This window comes from Nitrosomonas sp. Is79A3 (genome assembly GCF_000219585.1).
Taxonomy (GTDB): domain Bacteria; phylum Pseudomonadota; class Gammaproteobacteria; order Burkholderiales; family Nitrosomonadaceae; genus Nitrosomonas.
The window spans coordinates 2,024,562-2,045,711 of the sequence record NC_015731.1; the positions used below are offsets into that span (position 1 = coordinate 2,024,562).

Consider the following 21,150-nt stretch of genomic DNA (forward strand, 5'->3'; position numbering starts at 1 on the left):
ATGTCAACTGTAAAAGCTAAAGTAATGCTGGTTGATGATCACGCCATGTTACGACATGGTATGGCGATGCTCATCAATATGGAGCCAGATATGGAAGTGTTTGCTGAAGCAGGTGACGGTAATGAAGCGCTGGCAATACTCAAGAAAACTGGTCCTGTCGATATCGTTCTATTAGATGTTACTCTTAAGACAGTGTCAGGTTTCGAGGTAATAAAAAGTATGCATGCACTGATTCCTACTCTGCCAGTACTTTTTATTTCCATGCATGATGAATCGGTTTATGCTGAACGTGCACTACGGGCCGGAGCGCGTGGCTATGTCATGAAACAAGAGCCTGGCGAAGTGCTGCTAACTGCTATCCGTGAAGTATTAAAGGGTAATGTTTATTTAAGCAAGCAAATGCATGATAAATTGCTAAAGCGGATTGCCGGAGGCTCAGAGCCCGAACAGTTAATTAATACGCTTACTCCCAGTGAGTTTGAGGTGCTGCACCTGATTGGACAAGGACATAGCAGTCAGGAGATCGCTAAGTTACTTTGCCGCAGCATTAAAACCATTGAAACACATCGTTTCAATATTCGTGTTAAATTGAATTTAAAAGATGGTGCCGACTTGATACGTTACGCCACACGTTGGATCTCTGAGGAACGCTGAGCAATCTTATCGACTTCTTTTGAAACAACTATTTTTCTATCATCATGCGACGGTCTAATGGTTTCCCTTAGCAATAAACCATAGTTTCCCTAATATACATTGAAGTATTGATTCGGTAGGATGCGCACCTATATTGTTCTACTTGGAGTTACTACTATCATGAATATAAAACTGAACAAATATCTTGTAATGTTACCCATGCTTTCTCTATTGGTTGCCTGTGCACAGTTGGACCAACGGGAAGCACAAGATACAGACAGTATAAAGATGGTACAGAATGCCAGAACGTACAGTGATCACACTAATTTGGCAAACTACTATGACAATTTAGCCATAGAAATGATGGCAAAAGTTGCAGAAAAAAAAGAATCGTTAGAAGAATACGAAGATCATAGTCATTACTATGGTAGACAAGGTCAGGATTTTAGATCCCATACGGCAGCCAATATCCGTCATTATGAGCAGGCTTTATTGGATGCTACAAGGCAAGCAGATTCTCACAGGAAAATTGCTGCTGAATTGTTACAACGTGATTATGCAGGATCCGCAGAAATACCTGAGCAAGATGGCAAGCATAAAATCAAAGCCAAACTAAATTCAGACGTTAACAATCTGCCTATTAAGACGCAATAAAGAAACAGCTTGAAATCGATAACCCGTACAAAATTACTGTTTCTTTATTCTAGTTAACGTAGCATTTATTGAAAAAGAGCAACAAAGTTAAGCTGATAGTTTAAGGAAGTTTCAGGAATCCCAAAAGCACTAAGATTCTGTTCTTTGTAACAGAATCTTAGTGCTTTTGGCGTATTTATTTTTTTGTGAACAAATATCTTTACCGTCACCAACAGATGAAATACTCAAAATGGTTGTTATTTGTCATCACAGTGAGCAGTATATTTTTGTTCGTTACGCATTCAGTTACTCTTCACGCAAGCAATTTAATAAATTTTGCTAAGGAAAACCGGATAGGATTTGGTGGTTGGGTTAATGGCGGCGCAACTTTTAATCCCAGCCAGTCGGGTGGATTTAATGGCCCGGTTGCTTTTGCCGATCAGGCTAACCGTTTCCAGTTAAATCAATTGAATTTGTTCCTGCAACGTTCAGTAATATCGGAAACAAATAAATGGGATTTTGGCGGGCGTTTCGATTTTATGTTTGGGACCGATGCTGTTTTTACGCAAGCATTTGGCGTTCCAACTTTTGATGTAAATTCTGGTGAACCACTCAACAGAAATAATTGGGATCTCCATATCTGTTGTTCTTCTACTCGCACTTATGGCGTCGCACTCCCGCAAGCTTATCTGGAAGCGCATGTACCAATCGGTAAAAATGGAATCAATCTCAAAATGGGACATTTTTATTCGCCAACTGGTTTTGAAACAGTCCCGGCACCTGATAACTTTTTTTATACACGCGCTTATTCTTTTAATGCGGGAGAACCCTTCACTCATACCGGTTTACAAGCAAATTATGCAATAAACAAAAACTGGTCTGTTCTCGGCAGCGCAGTTACCGGTAGTGCCACTGGTGGCTGGGATGGCGGCTGGGATAAACAATTAGGTAATTGGAACGGTGTTTCCGGTTTTACCTGGACTAGCGACAACCATGCGACTTCACTGAATGTCACTGGCACTTATGGCGAAACTTCATCACAAAGCAGTCAATCATGGGGAATGTATAATATTGTGCTACAGCACAGAATTAATCCTAAAACCCTTTTCGTTCTGCACCATGTTCACGGCTTTGCTGATGGCGTTTTGTTGAATAACCTAAAGTACAACAATGTGGTAAAGGATGCGGAATGGTTCGGCTTTGTCACACACTTATACTACGATCTAACAGATAACCTGTCTGTTGGTGCTCGAGGTGAGTGGTTTCGTGACAGAGACGGTTTTCGCAACCCATCGCCTTTCCGAATTGCAGCAGCCACGAATCTTGTTAATGGGGTTCCAGTGAGTTATGCAGGCAATATCAGTAGTGTAACAATTACCCCGGCAGATTATTATTCAGTGACTGCCGGGATGAACTGGAAAGTAGCCAAAACATTAAATCTTAGGTGGGATTCAATTAAAAAGCTCAATATCCGTCCGAATATCCGCTATGACCGAGTGGATGCTTATCACGCCGCTGCTTATAGGCCATTTGCAGGCAACAAAGATCAGATCTTGTTTTCACTCGATTTCGTACTGCCCTTTTGATGACTCTATTTAAAATAGCAAAGTGAATAGCTTAAAAAAACGTCAATTACCAACTTCAGGCAGCGAGGCGCTTGGCATTTTTCATAGCCCTTTGTTACCAGAATACGCTTCGTTTTCTATTGTTAAGTCATGGTCCAATTTGGCTTCCGCTTTATTTATTTGATTATTTGTTTGTTCCATTGCCATTTTTCTATGAAAATCAGCAAATCTCAAATTCTCGCTTAAAGCTTTTTCATACGCACGAATATTAGCCGACGCATGTGATTGAAGATCCGGACCTTGTCGGCCATAGTAATAAGGATGCGCCTCATAGGCTTCCAGTATTTTTTTGTTTTCTTGTAATCTTATTTTCGCTTCTCTGGCTAAGTTTTCGTAATGTTGCACCAAAGCTTCATGATCATGATTCGCAATCTCTTTCGGTGCAATCACCGATGGACTCATTTGCGCGCAGGAAGACAATATCGTCAGTACAAACAACAATTTCAATAATTTTAATATTTTCATAATGAACACCCTCCAGACATCACCGAATGAGGCCATCTTAATTCGATCAGTGCTATGTGTATATTGGGAAAACCATTGTTTTTCATTAATGGAAACCATTAACCATTACATCTGTAAGACTAAGATAATTAATCTGTTTTCTGATGAGTTTCATTTCTCAAGAAACCAAAAGAAAACGGAAATGGAAAATAAAAATGGCAATTAATGCCGGTATAGCACCCGCTTCTCCTCTTTTGGAATAATCCCAAATTGCAATCTGTCTTTAAACATCAAAGATGGCTAATATTCCCCATGATTATTAGCTTATTAGCTCTTGCAAACTACTCAGACAACCTTTACGCCAGTAACCTAAGAAAATTATTTAACGATAGTAAGCTGGAAGTAGGTGGCTGGATTCATGGCGGTGCAACTTTTAATCCCAGTCAAAGTAGTGGATTTAATGGCCCAGTTATCATGGCAGATCAGGCCAATCGCTTCCAGTTAAATCAATTCAATTTGTTTATGCGACGTGCTGTAGTATCGGAAGGCAAAGTATGGGATTTTGGCGGACGATTTGATTTTATGTTTGGAACGGAAGCCGTTTTTACCCAAGCATTTGGCGTGCCAACTTTTGATGTGAATTCTGGAAAACCTTTAGAAAGAAGTAATTGGGATCTTAACTTGTGCTGTTCTTCAACACGCACCTATGGAATCGCTCTCCCGCAAACGTACCTGGAAGCCTATGTGCCCGTTGGTAATGGACTCAACATCAAGTTGGGTCATTTTTACACGCCAACTGGTTTTGAGACAGTTGCCGCACCTGAGAATTTCTTCTATACAAGAGGTTATACCTTAAATGTTGGTGAACCTTATACACACACCGGTTTACTGGCAAGCTATAAATTCAACAAAAATTGGTTGATTTTAGGAGGCCCAGTCACTGGCAGTGCGACTGGCGGATGGGATGGAGGGTGGGACAAACAACTGGGAAACTGGAGTGGCCTCGGCGGTTTCACTTGGACCAGCGACAGTCAAGCGACCTCATTTCACTTCTCCGGCACTTATGGCGAGACTTCTGCAAAAAGCAGTGAAATTTGGGGATTCTATAACATAGTGTTTCAACATAAAATTACTCCCAAAACAGTCCTAACACTCCATCAAGTATATGGCCATGCGGGAGGAGTCTTGTTAAACAATCTGAAGTATACCAATGTGATAAAAGATGCCGAGTGGTACAGTTTTGTCGCGCATTTATACTATGATCTAACAGATAATTTGTCTGTTGGTATTCGTGGCGAATGGTATCGCGACCGAGATGGTTTCCGTAACTTATCGCCCTTCCGCATAGCGGCTGCCGCCAATATTGTTAATGGTACGGCAGTCAGTTATGCCGGTAATCTTAACGGTGTGACCAGTACACCAGCAGATTATTATGATGTGACGGTTGGCTTAAATTGGAAAGCAGCCAAGACTCTGAAGTTAAAATGGGATTTAATAAAAAAACTCAATATTCGCCCAAATATTCGCTACGATCGCGTTGATGCCTATAAAGCGGCTGCCTACAGACCGTTCGCAGGCAACAAAGATCAGATTCTGTTTTCTCTGGATTTCATATTGCCGTTCTAGAACTTATGCAGGTATCAAAATTCTACAGAAATACACTACATTAATATTACATCATACTGCTCTTGCGTATAGGATTCCTCAACCTGCAAACTAATCGGCTTTGCTATAAAATCCCCCAATTGTGCCAAGCTCTGAGACTCTTCATCAAGGAATAAATCAATCACTTGCTGTGATGCAAGAATACGGAATTCATTGGCTGCAAACTGCCTGGATTCTCGTAGCAGTTCACGTAAGATCTCGTAACAAATTGTTTGTGCAGTTCTGACTTCTCCTCGTCCTTGGCAGGTCGGACAAGATTCGCATAATACATGCGCGAGGCTTTCCCGAGTGCGCTTCCGCGTCATCTCAACCAATCCAAGTGCGCTAAATCCATTGACTGTGATGCGCGTACGATCTTTCAGCAAGGCTTTGTTGAATTCAGCCAATACCGCATTTTTATGTTCTTTAGAATCCATATCGATAAAATCAATGATGATAATCCCGCCCAGATTACGCAGCCTAAGCTGCCTTGCGATTACCTGAGCGGCTTCAAGATTCGTTTTGAAGATGGTGTCGTCGAAATTTCTAACACCGACAAATCCACCTGTGTTGACATCCATGGTGGTAAGCGCTTCAGTCTGATCAATAATCAGATATCCGCCAGATTTTAGATTAACGCGTTTAGCCAAAGATTTCTCAATTTCTTCCTCAACGCCATACAAATCAAATAATGGCCGATCCCCGGTATATAAAATAATACGTTCGGCGATATACGTCATATAGCTTTGCGCGAATTTCACAAGCTTTTGGTAATTTTCGCGTGAGTCCACCAGTATCCGGGAAGTATCTTCTTTCACATAATCTCGTAATACCCGATGACTTAAATCTAAATCTTGATATAGTAAAATGGGCGCCGCAATAGTCATCGATTGCTGTTGGATATCGTGCCACAGCTTGTGCAAATATTCGAGATCGGCACGTAAATCACTTTCATTCGCTGTTTCAGCCATTGTTCTGATGATGTAACCGCCTTTTTCATCTGCCGGCAGAATTTGTTGTAATTTTTCGCGTAACAATTCACGCTCACTGTCATCTTCGATACGTTGAGAAATACCGATGTGTGATTCTTGCGGCAAATAAACCAATAGACGACCCGCTAAGCTGATTTGTGTGGATAGTCGCGCACCCTTTGTACCAATCGCATCCTTGATTACTTGCACCAGAATGCTATTGCCTTCGTATAATAGTTTCTCAATTGGTTTGGTAATATCTCCTTCCTGATTGGAAGTCCGTATATCGGCAACATGTAAAAATGCTGCCCGGTCAAGGCCTATGTCGACAAAAGCTGATTGCATTCCCGGCAGAACGCGGCTTACTCGTCCATTATAAATGTTACCTACAATGCCACGGCCGCTCGTCCTTTCAATATGTAACTCTTGTGTTACGCCTTGTTCTAATATGGCTACCCTGGTTTCTTGCGGAGTGATATTTACAAGAATCTCATTGCTCATGTTGCGTATGAACTATATAGGATAAATCTGGCTTCTGGATTTGAAAGCTAACTAAACTTAAGATAATATTTTCTCCAGCAGTATGTTCAGTATTACATCTTAATTCAATATTTTAGAATCTCAACCGACTGGCAGCTATTGAAAGATTTCTATACCAATTTCTTCTAATAACTGTGCAGTTTCATAGAGAGGCAATCCCATGATTCCGCTATAGCTGCCGGATATCTCGACAATAAATGCAGCAGCCATGCCTTGAATAGCATAAGCACCGGCTTTATCAAGGATGTTATTATTTGCCAGGTAATTACGAATTTCCCGCTCGCTGATTTCACGGAATCTTACAGTTGATGTTGATAATCTTACTTGTATTTTATCCCTGACCCCAACACCAATAGCCGTTAAAACTTGATGTGAGCGCCCTGACAATGTTTTTAACATTTCTTCTGCATGTTTATTATCTTGCGGCTTACCTAAAATACAACCATCAATAGTAACAATCGTATCAGCCACCAATACGGGTAATATTGGCAATCGACGTTGTATTACACGCCTCCAGCTTTCATCAGCTTTGGATTGAGCGATACGATAGATATAATCAGTAGGAGTTTCATCAACAAATGGTTGTTCATTAATATCAATTTCACGGCCAAGTGTTTCCCGCATCATTAACAGATTACATTTCACTCCGATTTGTCTTAGTAATTCACGCCTTCTTGGGCTTCTTGAAGCAAGGTATATTTGGTTTTCTGAAAACATCGTAATCAAAACTCAAAAATTCGAATATGTTTCATTTTTATCTATCGTATCTTATAAGAAGAATGGAAAGTGATTCTAGTCATATTTTCATGATTTCACTTAACCCCTATGATAAGGATGATTCTTGATAATCGATATGGCACGATACAGTTGTTCCGCCAGCAATACACGTACCAGGCCATGTGGTAAAGTAAGCTTGGATAAAGCAAGCATTTCACTTGCTGCCTGCTTGATATCTTCATGCAGTCCATCGGCTCCCCCAATAACAAATGCAACAGAACTACCCTCAATCGTCCATTCTTTTATTACATTTGCAAATTTTACTGTCGCCCATTGTTGGCCGCTTTCGTCAAGAGCCACAATATGACAATCGGGTGGCAGGACTGCACGAATCCGCTGACACTCGGCCAGTAGAAGTTGTCCGGTTTGTTTTCCACTGACACGCTTTTCGGGCTTAATCTCAATTAAATTAATTGTTATTTCGCGCGGCAAACGTTTGATATACTCAAAATAGCCAGTCCTGACCCAATCTGGCATTTTGTTTCCAACCGCGAGTATAAAAAATTTCATGATTAGGAGAGATCAGAAAACTGACAGTTCACATTCTGTTACACCGGATAGCTTGTCTTAATTCTGTCCAGACCATAATGCCTTCAGATTATAGTATTCGCGTGCAACCGGTAGCATGATATGCACAATCACATCTCCTAAATCAACGAGCAGCCATTCTCCTGTTTGCTCTCCTTCCATACCGTAAACTTTCCCCCCGGCAGCTTTGACTTTCTCTTGCACATGGTTTGCCAGCGATTTTGTCTGGCGAGAAGAATCTGCACTTGCAATAACGATATATTCAAACATTGATGTTATTTTTGAAACATTAATTACATCAATATCATAGGCCTTAATATCTTCCAGCGCATCGACAACGATATTGACCAATTCTTCTGAAATCATATATTCCCGGTGTATAAACAATTGGATTTAATATAATCAGAGACACTTTCAGGAAGCAGATAACGTATGCTTTTCCCGGCGTTAATCAATGATCGTATATGCGAAGCAGAGATTTCCAGCAATGTTGTTTCTGCCGCATAGATAAAGCCGCTGGTTTGAAGCTCTAGATCGTTGGCATTCAATACACGGCGGGAAATAAATTCCTTTTTGATATCTGCCGGCAGATTCTGCTGATCATTGATAGGTGAATAGCCCGGGCGGGCGGCAATTATCATATGACATAGGTTGAACAATTCATGCCAATGATGCCATTGATTTATTTTTACAAATGCATCCATTCCGAGAATAAAACAAAGTGCCGTGCTATCCCCCAGTTCACACCGATACTCGCGAAGTGACTCTATCGTTGTACTAATTCCAGGGCGGTTGACTTCACGCTCATCCAGTGAAAACATACTATTATCCCGAATGGCCAGATATACCATATTAGAACGATGATTTCTTGCTGCAATAGGAGCGACACGTAAACGGGGAGCGCCAGAAGGCACGAAAATGATACGTTTCAAGCTGATCATATCAAGCAATTCTTCAGCAATACGCAGATGGCCATAATGGATAGGATCAAATGTTCCACCATAAATACCAATAAGAGGAAATTTTTCGATAGCCACCACCTGTGTCAGTAATCACTCATCACTCATATCTTCTTATAATAAAGCCAAGCGCATATCCGTCAACACTTCCGCCAAATGAGTCGTAAAACGCGCCGCAGTTGCACCATCAATGACTCGGTGATCATAGGAAAGTGACAAGGGAAGCATTAACCGTGGAATGAACTGATGGTCGCGATAGACAGGCTTAATACTTGCCTTTGAAATACCCAGAATGGCAACTTCAGGTGCATTGATAATCGGGGTAAATGCTGTGCCGCCAATTCCACCCAAGCTAGAAATGGTAAAACTTGCGCCTTGCATATCGTTTGGTTTTAATTTACCTTCACGTGCTAGTAAAGAAAGTCTTGTCAATTCTTCGGCAATAGTTATGATTCCTTTCTGATCAACATCTTTAATGACAGGAACCATTAATCCATTGATCGTATCGACGGCAAAACCGATATGATAGAAATGCTTAATGATTAGATTAGCTTCGCCATCTGCATTATTATCGAGGGAAGCATTGAATTCTGGAAATTTTTTCAGCGGCGCTACCAATGCTTTCATCAAAAAAGCCAATAATGTCAATTTCACTTTATTTTCTTTATCGCTTTCATTGGATTCTTTTCGTAAAGCCTCTAAATCAGTGATATCAGCTTCGTCAAACTGGGTCACATGTGGAATCATTACCCAATTCCGGTGCAAATTGGCGCCGGAGATTTGTTTAATGCGTGTTAAAGGTTTTAATTCTATCGGACCAAATTTGGCAAAATTAACCTGTGGCCAAGGTAGTAAATTAAGCGCGAGTCCTGTTCCATTGCTTCGTGCTTTTGATAATTCGGTTTTTACATAGGCCTGAACATCTTCTTTGAGGATGCGATGTTTAGGACCACTACCTGTGATCAAATTGAGGTTTGTACCCAATTCCCTTGCGAAACGGCGTATGGATGGGCTGGCATGTGCTTGAGAAAAAGTGCTGCTGACTGTGAGTGTATTTTGTTGCGATAATTTCAGTGTTTGTTGAACGGCGGCTTGCTTTATTGCAATTTCAGTTTGCGTTGTAACATCTTTCTTAACTGGCTCAATTTCAGAAACTTGTTTGGGAGTGATCTCATTAATGCTATTTGAAACTTCAATGGCTAGAACCGCAGTGCCTTCGGACACTTTGTCACCTGATTTGACAAAGATTTCCTTAATTAAACCTGAATATGGGGACGGGATTTCTATGGTAGCTTTATCGGATTCCAGCGTAACCAGTGAATCTTCAACTTTAATTTCATCGCCTGCTTTTACCAGAACCTCAATTACTGGAACATCTTTGAAATCACCGATATCAGGAATTAATACTTTCTTTAATTCAGCCACATGCTTTCCTCAAAATGCTTCAATACGAAAAGACACTGATGCAGTCATTTTATTTAGGTTATCGATTCTTATATTTTACAAATTAAATTCTGATTTAACTTGTGGCCGGATTAGGTCTTTCTGGATCAATGCCATATTTTTTTATCGCTTGAATAATCTGTTGGTTTGAGATTTTTCCCTCTTCAGATAATGCTTTGAGCGCTGCAATCGTAATATAGAATCGATCGACTTCAAAGAAGTGCCGTAATTTCTCACGTGTATCCGAACGCCCAAAGCCATCCGTTCCTAAAACACGATATCTTCCAGGCACAAACTCACGAATCTGATCCGCATAAATTTTCATGTAATCAGTGGCAGCCACTACAGGTCCTTCCCGCTCTTTGAAGCAATTTTCCACATGAGATACTTTTTCTGGCTGAGTTGGGTGCAGCATATTCCAGCGCGTTATACTTAATGCTTCACGCCTTAGTTCATTAAAACTGGTCACGCTCCAGATATCAGCATGTATGTTATATTCTTTTTTGAGTATCTCTGCAGCCGCAATCACTTCACGCAAAATAGTACCAGCACCTAGCAACTGTACACGTAAATCATTATTGCTTGCGCTTCCCTCACTGAATAAATACATACCTTTCAGTATATCTTTGTCAACACCATCCGGCATTTCAGGATGCGAGTAGTTTTCATTCATTACAGTAATGTAATAATAGACATCCTCTTGTTCCAGATACATGCGGCGCAATCCATCCTGAATAATGACGGCCAATTCATATGCAAATGCCGGATCGTAGGAGATGCAGTTGGGAATTGTTGAAGCAACAATATGACTGTGACCATCTTCATGCTGCAACCCTTCGCCATTCAATGTCGTGCGCCCTGCCGTTCCCCCCAGCAAAAAGCCCCGGCAGCGCATGTCCCCGGCAGCCCAAGCTAAATCGCCGATACGCTGAAAACCGAACATCGAATAAAAGATAAAAAATGGAATCATTTGAATGCCATGAGTACTATAAGATGTCGCCGCAGCTATCCAGGATGACATGGCACCGGCTTCGTTAATCCCTTCCTGTAGAATCTGTCCGTGCTTGTCTTCCTTATAGTACATTAGCTGATCAGCATCCTGCGGTGTATACAGTTGACCGACTGATGACCAGATACCCAGTTGACGGAACATACCTTCCATACCAAAAGTGCGCGACTCATCAGCGACAATCGGGACAATATGCTTACCAATTTGCTTATCTTTAACCAGAATATTGAGAATACGCACAAAGGCCATGGTTGTCGAGGATTCACGTCCCTCCCCGCTGGCCTTCAGCAAAGACTCAAAAGCTGACAATGGTGGTATCTCTAATGCCTGAGCACTTGTTTTGCGATAATGAAATGTGCCGCCTAAAGCTTTACGCCGCTCTTGCATATAGGCAAATTCAGCGGAATCCTCAGCGAAGGTAAGATAAGGCACTTCGTCGATCTTATCATCCGGGATATCCAGACCAAAGCGATTCCGGAAAGCTTTTAATGAAGTTGTTCCCATTTTCTTTTGCTGATGGGTAATATTCTGTGCTTCACCGGCTTCTCCCATGCCATAACCTTTGATGGTTTTGGCCAGTATCACTGTCGGTTGCCCGGTATGTTTTACCGCAGCTGCATAGGCAGCATAAACTTTATAAGGATCGTGCCCGCCTCTGTTTAAGCGCCAGATATCATCATCAGACATATTGGCAACCATTTCCAGTAACTCAGGATATTTACCAAAAAAATGTTCACGAACATATGCCCCATCTCTGGCTTTAAAATTCTGATATTCACCATCAACACATTCCATCATGCGTTTTTGCAGTAATCCTTTGGTATCTCTAGCCAATAATGGATCCCAGTAAGAGCCCCAGATTACTTTAATCACGTTCCATCCAGCGCCACGAAAAGCGCCTTCCAATTCCTGAATAATTTTGCCATTTCCCCGTACCGGGCCATCCAAACGCTGCAAATTACAATTGACAACAAAAATTAAATTATCCAGATTCTCGCGAGATGCCAATGAAATTGCACCCAATGACTCCGGTTCATCCATCTCGCCATCGCCCATAAAAGCCCAGATTTTGCGGCCTTCAGTATTTATGAATCCTCGACTATCTAAATACTTCATAAATCGCGCTTGGTAAATGGCCATAAGAGGCCCTAAACCCATTGAAACTGTAGGAAATTTCCAGAAAGTCGGCATCAACCACGGGTGCGGATAAGACGACAGACCATTACCGCCTGTTTCTTGACGAAAATTATCGAGTTGTTCCTGACTTAACTGCCCGAAAAGAAATGCATAGGCATAGACACCCGGGGAAGAATGTCCCTGTATATATACCAAATCCCCGCCGTGCGTTTCACAAGGCGCATGCCAGAAATGGTTATAACCTACATCATAGAGTGTAGCAGCGGAAGCAAAACTAGCAATATGGCCACCCACATTGGTATTTCTGTTGGCACGCAATACCATAGCCATAGCGTTCCATCGTACATAGGAACGGATACGATGCTCTATCGCATTATTGCCAGGTGAGTGTTCTTCTTTGCCTGTCGGAATTGTGTTGAGATAGGCTGTGGTGGCGCTATAGGGCAGGTAAGCGCCTGAACGGCGAGCTTTTTCAATCAGCTTCTCCAATAGAAAATGCGCGCGCTCTCCACCCATATTGATGATGACTGAATCCAGAGCATCCAGCCATTCCTGTGTTTCCTGTGGATCGATATCAGGTTGCAATTCCATGTTCTAGCATACTCATCAAAATTTAATTTGCTTATCTATTTTTAATATTGGCTTGAGCACGTTCAGCCGCCAGAATAGTATTACATAGCAGCATGGTAATAGTCATTGGTCCTACTCCTCCAGGAACTGGAGTAATATAGCCTGCAATATTTTTAACAGACTCATAATCAACATCACCACAGAGTTTCCCATCCGGTAATCGATTAATACCCACATCAATCACTACCGCACCGGGCTTTACCATTTCTGCAGTAATCATGCGCGGTTTTCCCGTCGCTACCACCAGAATATCAGCATTTTTTGTAAATTCATGTAAATCTCGTGTTTTTGAAGTACAAATGGTAACAGTGGCTCCCCGTTCCAGTAACATCAATGCCATCGGTTTGCCCACAATGTTGCTCCGTCCTATCACGACGGCATGCTGGCCTTCAATCGGAATATGATTTCTTTCCAGCATTACCACGACACCATAAGGTGTGCAAGGCGAGAATATTGTATTTCCGGTGACCAATGCGCCGACATTGTAAAGATGAAAACCGTCCACATCTTTCTCTACAGCAATGGATGTAATTACACGATTATTTTCAAAATGCGAGGGTAATGGTAATTGAACCAGAATGCCATGAATATGTGGATTCTCATTGAGTGATTGAATACAATTTAACACTTCACTTTGCTGTGCGCTGCTTGGAAAACTATGCACTTCCGAGTAAATACCAACTTCACTGCAAGCTTTAACTTTATTCCGGACGTAAATACCAGAGGCAGCATTGTCACCCACAATAATTACTGCCAATCCGGGCTTAATACCGGATTGAATCAGTTTTTCAGCACGTAATTTCAATTCAGCACGTACCAACTCGGCTATTTTCTTACCATCAATAATTTGAGCGCCCATTTTTACGCAGTAGCCGGTTTGATCAGTTAATCTTAAATGCTCGTTATTTGCCAGATAATATCGAACATACCCATAATACGCGCAAAGATTACCCCGCTTGTTTGCTTTTCTTTAACTTTTTGCGATACATAAATACGCCAATTAAAAATACCGGTATTACAAAAAGTGCCGCAGCAATTAACCCAGCAGCAAAAATTGCAATCGCACTATTCCCTGGCATAAACAATGTTACAAACCAGATCACGGCAAAGGCGATAAATAAGCCACCATACAGCATGATTTTTCTACCGCGATCATACAGTCGCCAAAAGGCGCCTGAAACTTGCATATCGTCTATGTAATGGTCAAAAACTTCTGCAAGACTGTTATCATCCGATTCAGATTCATACCCGATAGCGACAGCCAGCGCGTTATGATCCTCTTCAACTTTGGACATTTTTTTTAGAAATTCAATACGTTTACCTACTTTCTGCTTATGCATTCCATCTTGTACCAGCATGGTTTTCAAAGCTGCGAAGGCTAATTCACGCGCATCATTAATATTTCCCAAGCTTTCAGCAAACTTCCACATCACACCAAATAAATAAAGTTGAATGGTCATATCTTTAAACTCAGGTGCAAAGTCGTAATCTTTACTTTTGATGTGCTCTAGCTGTTCAGCTATTATTTCCCTTGCATGCGCAATACAAGCATCCACTGTTGAAACATCAGTAGTAGTTATCTCCGGAATGGATGCTTCGACATTAGTTTTATCTGGATCAGTTATTACTTCTTTCATTTCAGAACCTCGTGCTTTTTTATTTTAATCAGAGTATTGGTGCGCATTATATACTGGCTAGAGAATTCAGGAGAAAGATCATATTGCCTACTGATCATACTGCTTGCATTGGGTCAGAATAATAATAAAAACAAGTAAGCTTATACTAAACGGTATTTCCTTTAAGATTAAGGCGCTGCCATATCATTGATGTCAGATCGGCTGAATTTAACGTATAGAAATGTAATCCGGGTGCACCTGCTTGCAATAAACGCTCGCAAAGATCGGTAACAATATCCAACCCAAAAGCCTGGATAGATGCACTATCATCACTATAACCCTCAAGCTTCTTACGAATCCAGCGAGGGATTTCTGCGCCACAAGTATCTGAAAACCTGACCAATTGAGAGAATTTATTAATCGGCATGATTCCTGGAACGACAGGAATATTTAAACCGGCCGATTCACATAAATCAACAAAATGAAAGTAAGCATCTGCATTATAAAAATATTGAGTAATCGCTGAATTAGCGCCAGTTTCAATTTTACGCTTAAAATTTTCAAAATCCGCTTGCGCAGATCGAGCTTGCGGATGATATTCCGGGTACGCCGCGACTTCGACATGAAACGAGGCTCCAAATTCCTGACGAATAAAAGCGACGAGTTCACTGGCATAACGAAATTCTCCAGCTTGCGCCATACCCGATGGCAAATCTCCTCGTAACGCAACAATATGCCGAATCCCCGCTTGGTGATATTTTTCCAGAATAGCTCGAATATTCTGTTGGGTCGAGCCAATACACGAAAGGTGAGGTGCAACAACATGCCCTTCCGCTTGTATTTCCAATGCTGTTTCAAGAGTTCTATCACGAGTTGACCCACCCGCACCAAAGGTTACAGAAAAGAACTTTGGATTACATTGAGCCAATTGCTTGCGTGTTAACCGGAGCTTCTCAATACCCTGGGGGGTTTGAGGCGGGAAAAGTTCAAAGCTGAACGTAGGAGAAAATTTTTTTTGTGATTCCATCTTTGCGAGTCTTTAAATGCAGAATTATCACAGTCGATGTCATTACTAATGACTTTGGTAGTATCACAAGCTTTTTAATGGAAAGGGCATTGAATATTCATACAAATTCAAATGACCCTTACCGCTTAAAATAGAAGGAACGTACGCTTAATATCGATACATTTCTGGCTTAAATGGGCCATTCTTGCTAAGTCCTAAGTATTTCGCCTGTTCATCGGTCAATTCAGTAAGCTTTACTCCCAGTTTCCCTATGTGCAAACGCGCTACTTTCTCATCAAGATGTTTTGGTAAAACATAAACATTTTTTTGGTAATTGGCTCCATTCTGCCATAACTCCAACTGTGCCAAAACCTGATTAGTAAAGGAACTAGACATTACAAAGGAAGGATGCCCAGTTGCACACCCCAGATTAACCAATCTACCTTGCGCTAGAACTATGATGCGCCGCCCTGTCGGAAATATGACATGATCAACCTGTGGTTTGATATTTTCCCATTGATATTTCTGAATCGATGCAATATCAATTTCTGAGTCGAAGTGTCCAATATTACAAACAATCGCTTGATCCTTCATTTTTAACATGTGATCATGCGTTATTACTCTCAGATTACCGGTTGCGGTAACAAATATGTCCGCTTGATCACAAGCATCATCCATAGTCACAACACGATATCCTTCCATAGCTGCTTGAAGTGCGCAAATTGGATCAATTTCGGTAATCCAAACGGTTGCACCCAGGCCGCGCAATGATTGTGCACAACCTTTGCCTACATCGCCATACCCGCAAACCAATGCAATTTTTCCAGCAATCATGACATCTGTTGCTCGTTTTATGCCGTCAACTAGCGATTCTCTGCAGCCATAAAGATTGTCAAACTTTGATTTAGTCACAGAGTCATTGACATTGAATGCTGGGAACGGAAGTTCTCCATTCTTATGCATTTCATATAAACGATGAACACCTGTGGTAGTCTCTTCAGTAACTCCTCGTATTCTTGCAAGATTGCTTGAATACCAATTGGGCTGCGAAGATAATTTATTTCTGATAGAGGCAAATAATACAGTCTCTTCTTCATTGGTAGGGTTTGCAATAACAGTAGGATTTTTCTCGGCCTTAGTGCCTAGAATGAGCAGTAATGTAGCATCACCGCCATCATCCAGGATCATATTGGCTCCACTGGGTTGTCCGGCAATAGTCCATTCGAAGATTTGGTGAGCATATTCCCAGTAATCCTCCAGAGATTCTCCTTTATAAGCAAATACTGGAATATTTTTGGCGGCAATGGCTGAAGCGGCGTGGTCCTGGGTAGAGAAAATATTACATGAAGCCCAGCGTACTTCCGCGCCTAATGACACTAATGTTTCAATCAGCACGGCGGTTTGTATCGTCATATGCAAAGAACCCGCGATACGTGCGCCCGCCAATGGTTTCTGATTTGCATACTCTTTACGCAATGCCATTAAACCGGGCATTTCTGTTTCAGCAATGGCTATTTCTTTACGTCCCCACTCAGCCAATGAAATATCAGCAACTTTATAGTCAGTAAAAAGACCACCATTTGGATTAAGCACAGCGTTCATAATCTTCTCCTCAAAATATGAACGAGCGCCGTTGTAACAATACCCGCCTATGTTGAGCCTCACGGAACAAACCGCTGCAGCGCTCCTCAGCACAGGGGAAAAATCGATTAAAACCTATTTATAGCGGTAAATGCCACTAAAAATTTATAGACCAGCATCGGCACGCAATTGAGCAGCCTTATCCTTACCTTCCCAGGTAAATTCAGGAAGTTCACGTCCAAAGTGTCCATAGGCTGCTGTTTTTGCGTAAATAGGGCGTAACAAATTAAGTGCATGAATGATGCCGCGGGGACGTAAATCAAAATGTCTTTCAATTAATTCGACAATCTTTTCATCAGCAATTTTGCCTGTGCCGAATGTGTTGACCATCAATGAAACAGGTCTTGCAACACCAATGGCATAGGCAACCTGCACTTCACATTTGCTGGCAATCCCAGCCGCTACAATATTTTTTGCAACATAGCGCCCAGCATAAGTTGCTGATCGATCGACTTTAGAAGGATCTTTGCCAGAAAAAGCACCGCCACCATGATGTGCAGAACCGCCATAACTATCGACAATAATTTTACGCCCAGTCAAACCACAATCACCCATTGGACCACCTACAACAAAACGACCTGTTGGATTTACCAGGTATTTAATTCGATTGCTGATCAATTCGGAAGGCAATACTGGCTTAATAATTTCTTCAATAACCGCTTCGGTCAATGCCTGATGTGAAATATCAGGATCGTGTTGTGTCGAAATCACAACCGTCTCAATACATTGCGGTTTACCGTTCAAGTATCGCACTGAAACTTGCGATTTGGCATCAGGACGCAACCATGCTAATTTCCCTTTTTTCCTAAGTTCAGCTTGGCGTTCAACCAAACGATGTGCATAAAAAATTGGCATGGGCATCAGTTGGGGTGTTTCGTCGCAAGCATATCCGAACATAAGCCCCTGGTCTCCCGCCCCTTGCTCCATTTCTTCTTCTTTGGTGCGATCAACCCCCTGCGCAATATCGGGCGATTGTTTGTTAAAAGCCGTCAAGACCGCACACGTGGTAGAATCAAAACCGATATTAGAGCTGGTATAGCCGATATTCTTAACAGTTTCTCGCGCAATAATATTGTAATCCACAGAAGCATGCGTTGTTATCTCACCCGATAATACAATTAAACCAGTACTGCATAATGTTTCACAAGCAACCCGCGCGTTGGCATCTTGACTCAGGATTGCATCCAGAACAGCGTCAGAAATTTGATCGGCAACTTTATCAGGGTGCCCTTCAGAAACAGACTCGGAAGTAAAAAGATATTCACTCATAGTTTTATCTATCAAAATTAGGAAAAGTTTTAAATTATACCTGATTGCGTCTTTGAAAATAGGATTCAGTCAAATTTACTATTCCTATTACAAAAATAGCCTCTGTACTGCGACGATTTATTCTTTATTCTTCGCAAAAAATATTTCACATCCTCCATGTGGGTTATAACGGTATCGCGTATCATTCAAACGCATACATTTCGGACCGAAAGGATTAGCAGTGCCAATATATAACCCATTCGGTGAAGATATCAGTGTTCGCAGACCAATGTTATAAGGATTACCCATCCCATTGGTTGTCACTGGTATCCAATTCTCACCATCGAAACTTCTGTATAGATCAAAGCCAGATTGACGTTCTAAAATAAATTGTGGATCGACATGATTTACTATCCCAGTAAAAGCTTCCGGCCATTTCTCTCTATTTGCATAGCCTAATAATGCGCTCCACTCGAAAGTACTTAGATAGAGCCAACCTTGGTGTTCACACATGCGCCAGAAATAACCGTTAAAGAAGTTATCAAATCCCGGCATATATCCGGAAAGTGCCTCTTTCCAACCATCTGGAGTCTCGCGCGCATCGCCCACTATTAAGTCCCAATGCCCATCTGGGTAAATTCGTATCAGTTCAGGTGGTGCTGGGCCAACTTTATTTTGCCGATCAACCCCTCCCCCTTGTATTCCACTGCCAACATACAACGCCCCCTTGAATGGATACATACTGAGCACGCACTGATTAAAAGCACCGCGATACGCACCTCGATCAATGATTTTTTCCCAGTGATAAGGAAGGTCACCCTCTACTGTACTACGCCAAACCTGGTAGCCTTCTAGATTAAAAGTACCAACGTATAGATAATCATCAAAGCCAGCCATTTCAAAGATTGTTTTATTACCAGAATCTCCAAAACCGAAATCGCTAACTGGTCGCCATTGGCCATTAGCGGGGTTTATACTTTCGTAAACCACTGAATGTGCAGATATATTTGGATTTCCACCACGAGAACCGGCGGGTGTTGTAAAAAGACGCCCTTTAAACATCACCATTGTTCGTATTGTTGTTACAGGCAAACCAATCAAACCCGGTTCACAAGTAGGTGTAAAAGTGGTACCGTCTTCAGAGAGTAAGATTAATGGCCCGGGTCCTTTCGCGGGCGACCAAGTACTTACAAGCAGGACCGGTTCATCATTGTTATTTCCCTGATATACTATCATTCCACGATAGCCTATTTCGCGTGTAATGAGTTTACCGTGACTACCAGTTATGAGTGGCGCTTTATGTATCCTTTCCCAGCTTCCACTGTTTGGGCTATACCGCCAAATCTCTGCCCGCATATCTAGTTCAAATGGATCCTCCGGACACTCGACTGGCCATGTATTCAACCCAATTGAAAGACGCGAACTCATAAAGGGAAAATTACCACGCGTGGTCGCTACATAAAGTTGGTTTTTAAACCAAGCCATCGAATGTGCATATGCATTTAGACCATCGCCGAAACCACCGTGTGCAATTAGCCTAAAGTCTTCTTTTTTAAGGCCCGGTCTGATGCTCAGTTTATTTTTTACTCGACTCACTTATCGATCATTTGTGATTATTTTTGAAAGATACGAGCCTACAAATTTTTTTGCTTCATTTAATTCAATAAATGGTCCAATTCTGGTAGATTCCCGAGTGAAAAAAAACCACTTCCCATTAGATTTAAAAAAGCGTTCGCATCGAAAATAATTTTTAAAATCTTCACCGTTCCGGTATTTAGGATTGTTAGTAAGCTCACCGTTAAGAAATTGATTGCATATCGTCAATACCTCATCCGATCTTGATGTCAGAAAAAAATGTCCGGCACCACGCACATGTCTAAATTCTGCATTCGGCCAGATATCTAATAATTGTCTTCCAGTTAATTTAGCCTGTGAATTTTCACCATATATTGATAAGATTGGGAAATTAAATTTCTGTAATTTTTCTAGAGTCAAGCCATCTTCACTCATTAATTCATTCTCGGCAGACGTATTAGTCATTAAATTTAGCCATTGCATTGCCGTTCTGTTACTGAATTTTCCTGAATATGGAATTATCAATTCTGCTAGGTTTTCCGGAATACTCTTTTCTTCTATCTGCATTTGTGCCATCAAAGTTAATAACTTACATCCAAACTTTGAGTTATGAATTTCAAGATCCAATCCATACTGGTGCAGGAGCGATTGAATTTTCTTGCCATATTCCCAACTTTTCTCACCTTGCAATTGCCGAAAAGTATAAATATGCGTATCTGCTAAGATTAAACCCGCTACGCGCGTCGGATCGATACAAGCCAGATTGAGAGCAATTATTCCGCCAAAACTATGCACAATAAAATATGCACGTTTAATTCCAAGATGGTCAAGCAAACTCTGAAGATCAGTGGCAAGATTGTGCGGAGTATAACCGCTCTCTGTCATCTCAGACCGGCCATGCCCGCGCAAATCGTATAGCGTTATTCGGTATCTCTTCGAAAAAGCTGGGGCATATTGAAAATACCAGAAAGCCATATTCGTGGCCAAGCCGTGCACCATGATCAGATCTTCTACCTGATCCCCTGACTGTTCCGAATTCATTTGAACATAATTTAGTCGGTGGCCATTAATGATTTCGACTGGCACAGTAT

Annotated in this window: 19 protein-coding genes and 1 riboswitch; of the genes, 4 read left to right on the plus strand and 15 right to left on the minus strand. The window is 41.5% G+C overall.

What is annotated here, in order from left to right; genetic code table 11:
* The 3 genes from NIT79A3_RS09350 to NIT79A3_RS09360 all read left to right on the plus strand — a co-directional run bounded on the left by NIT79A3_RS09350 (position 1) and on the right by NIT79A3_RS09360 (position 2,852).
* On the plus strand, positions 1–654 hold the full coding sequence (locus NIT79A3_RS09350; RefSeq protein ID WP_013965955.1) for a response regulator transcription factor: 654 nt from the start codon (positions 1–3) through the stop codon (positions 652–654).
* A 159-nt stretch (positions 655–813) separates the two neighbouring features.
* A complete protein-coding gene (locus tag NIT79A3_RS09355) occupies positions 814–1,287 on the plus strand; it encodes a hypothetical protein (protein WP_041360296.1) in 474 nt (157 codons plus the stop codon).
* Between the two features lie 215 nt (positions 1,288–1,502).
* A complete protein-coding gene (locus tag NIT79A3_RS09360; protein ID WP_013965957.1) occupies positions 1,503–2,852 on the plus strand; it encodes a porin in 1,350 nt (449 codons plus the stop codon).
* Positions 2,853–2,933: 81 nt separating this feature from the next.
* On the opposite strand, the gene NIT79A3_RS09365 is transcribed toward NIT79A3_RS09360, so the two are convergent.
* A complete protein-coding gene (locus tag NIT79A3_RS09365; protein ID WP_013965958.1) occupies positions 2,934–3,356 on the minus strand; it encodes a hypothetical protein in 423 nt (140 codons plus the stop codon).
* Positions 3,357–3,647: 291 nt separating this feature from the next.
* Here NIT79A3_RS09365 and NIT79A3_RS09370 point away from each other — a divergent pair, with 291 nt between their 5' ends.
* A complete protein-coding gene (locus NIT79A3_RS09370; protein ID WP_013965959.1) occupies positions 3,648–4,961 on the plus strand; it encodes a porin in 1,314 nt (437 codons plus the stop codon).
* A 35-nt stretch (positions 4,962–4,996) separates the two neighbouring features.
* On the opposite strand, the gene rng is transcribed toward NIT79A3_RS09370, so the two are convergent.
* From rng to NIT79A3_RS09440, 14 genes are all read right to left on the minus strand, one after another.
* Positions 4,997–6,451: a ribonuclease G gene (gene rng / locus NIT79A3_RS09375; RefSeq protein WP_013965960.1), complete on the minus strand. Its 1,455-nt coding sequence runs from the start codon at positions 6,449–6,451 to the stop codon at positions 4,997–4,999.
* A 135-nt stretch (positions 6,452–6,586) separates the two neighbouring features.
* Positions 6,587–7,207, minus strand: a complete 621-nt coding sequence (locus NIT79A3_RS09380) for a Maf family nucleotide pyrophosphatase (protein ID WP_013965961.1) — start codon at positions 7,205–7,207, stop codon at positions 6,587–6,589.
* A 99-nt stretch (positions 7,208–7,306) separates the two neighbouring features.
* Complete coding sequence (gene rlmH / locus NIT79A3_RS09385) at positions 7,307–7,777, minus strand: 23S rRNA (pseudouridine(1915)-N(3))-methyltransferase RlmH (protein ID WP_013965962.1); 471 nt, start codon at positions 7,775–7,777, stop codon at positions 7,307–7,309.
* Positions 7,778–7,834: 57 nt separating this feature from the next.
* Complete coding sequence (gene rsfS / locus NIT79A3_RS09390; RefSeq protein WP_013965963.1) at positions 7,835–8,161, minus strand: ribosome silencing factor; 327 nt, start codon at positions 8,159–8,161, stop codon at positions 7,835–7,837.
* The gene (gene nadD / locus NIT79A3_RS09395) at positions 8,158–8,832 is read right to left on the minus strand and encodes a nicotinate-nucleotide adenylyltransferase (RefSeq protein ID WP_348225593.1); all 675 of its coding nucleotides are present in this window, start codon (positions 8,830–8,832) and stop codon (positions 8,158–8,160) included. Before nadD ends, rsfS begins: the two co-directional genes overlap by 4 nt.
* A gap of 36 nt (positions 8,833–8,868) precedes the next feature.
* A complete protein-coding gene (aceF, locus tag NIT79A3_RS09400; RefSeq protein WP_013965965.1) occupies positions 8,869–10,179 on the minus strand; it encodes a dihydrolipoyllysine-residue acetyltransferase in 1,311 nt (436 codons plus the stop codon).
* Between the two features lie 94 nt (positions 10,180–10,273).
* Complete coding sequence (aceE, locus tag NIT79A3_RS09405) at positions 10,274–12,934, minus strand: pyruvate dehydrogenase (acetyl-transferring), homodimeric type (RefSeq protein WP_013965966.1); 2,661 nt, start codon at positions 12,932–12,934, stop codon at positions 10,274–10,276.
* A 31-nt stretch (positions 12,935–12,965) separates the two neighbouring features.
* Positions 12,966–13,832 (minus strand): bifunctional methylenetetrahydrofolate dehydrogenase/methenyltetrahydrofolate cyclohydrolase FolD, encoded by an 867-nt coding sequence (folD, locus tag NIT79A3_RS09410; RefSeq protein ID WP_013965967.1) that lies wholly within the window; start codon positions 13,830–13,832, stop codon positions 12,966–12,968.
* Between the two features lie 88 nt (positions 13,833–13,920).
* On the minus strand, positions 13,921–14,610 hold the full coding sequence (locus NIT79A3_RS09415) for a hypothetical protein (RefSeq protein WP_013965968.1): 690 nt from the start codon (positions 14,608–14,610) through the stop codon (positions 13,921–13,923).
* A 145-nt stretch (positions 14,611–14,755) separates the two neighbouring features.
* Positions 14,756–15,616, minus strand: a complete 861-nt coding sequence (gene metF / locus NIT79A3_RS09420; RefSeq protein WP_013965969.1) for a methylenetetrahydrofolate reductase [NAD(P)H] — start codon at positions 15,614–15,616, stop codon at positions 14,756–14,758.
* Positions 15,617–15,763: 147 nt separating this feature from the next.
* Entirely contained in the window at positions 15,764–17,197 is a 1,434-nt protein-coding gene (gene ahcY, locus NIT79A3_RS09425) for an adenosylhomocysteinase (RefSeq protein ID WP_013965970.1), read from the minus strand.
* A 16-nt stretch (positions 17,198–17,213) separates the two neighbouring features.
* Positions 17,214–17,291: riboswitch (S-adenosyl-L-homocysteine riboswitch) on the minus strand.
* Positions 17,292–17,341: 50 nt separating this feature from the next.
* Complete coding sequence (metK, locus tag NIT79A3_RS09430; RefSeq protein ID WP_013965971.1) at positions 17,342–18,505, minus strand: methionine adenosyltransferase; 1,164 nt, start codon at positions 18,503–18,505, stop codon at positions 17,342–17,344.
* A gap of 117 nt (positions 18,506–18,622) precedes the next feature.
* Positions 18,623–20,080: a hypothetical protein gene (locus NIT79A3_RS09435; protein ID WP_013965972.1), complete on the minus strand. Its 1,458-nt coding sequence runs from the start codon at positions 20,078–20,080 to the stop codon at positions 18,623–18,625.
* A complete protein-coding gene (locus tag NIT79A3_RS09440; protein WP_348225768.1) occupies positions 20,081–21,100 on the minus strand; it encodes an alpha/beta fold hydrolase in 1,020 nt (339 codons plus the stop codon).
* Between the last annotated feature and the right edge of the window lie 50 nt (positions 21,101–21,150).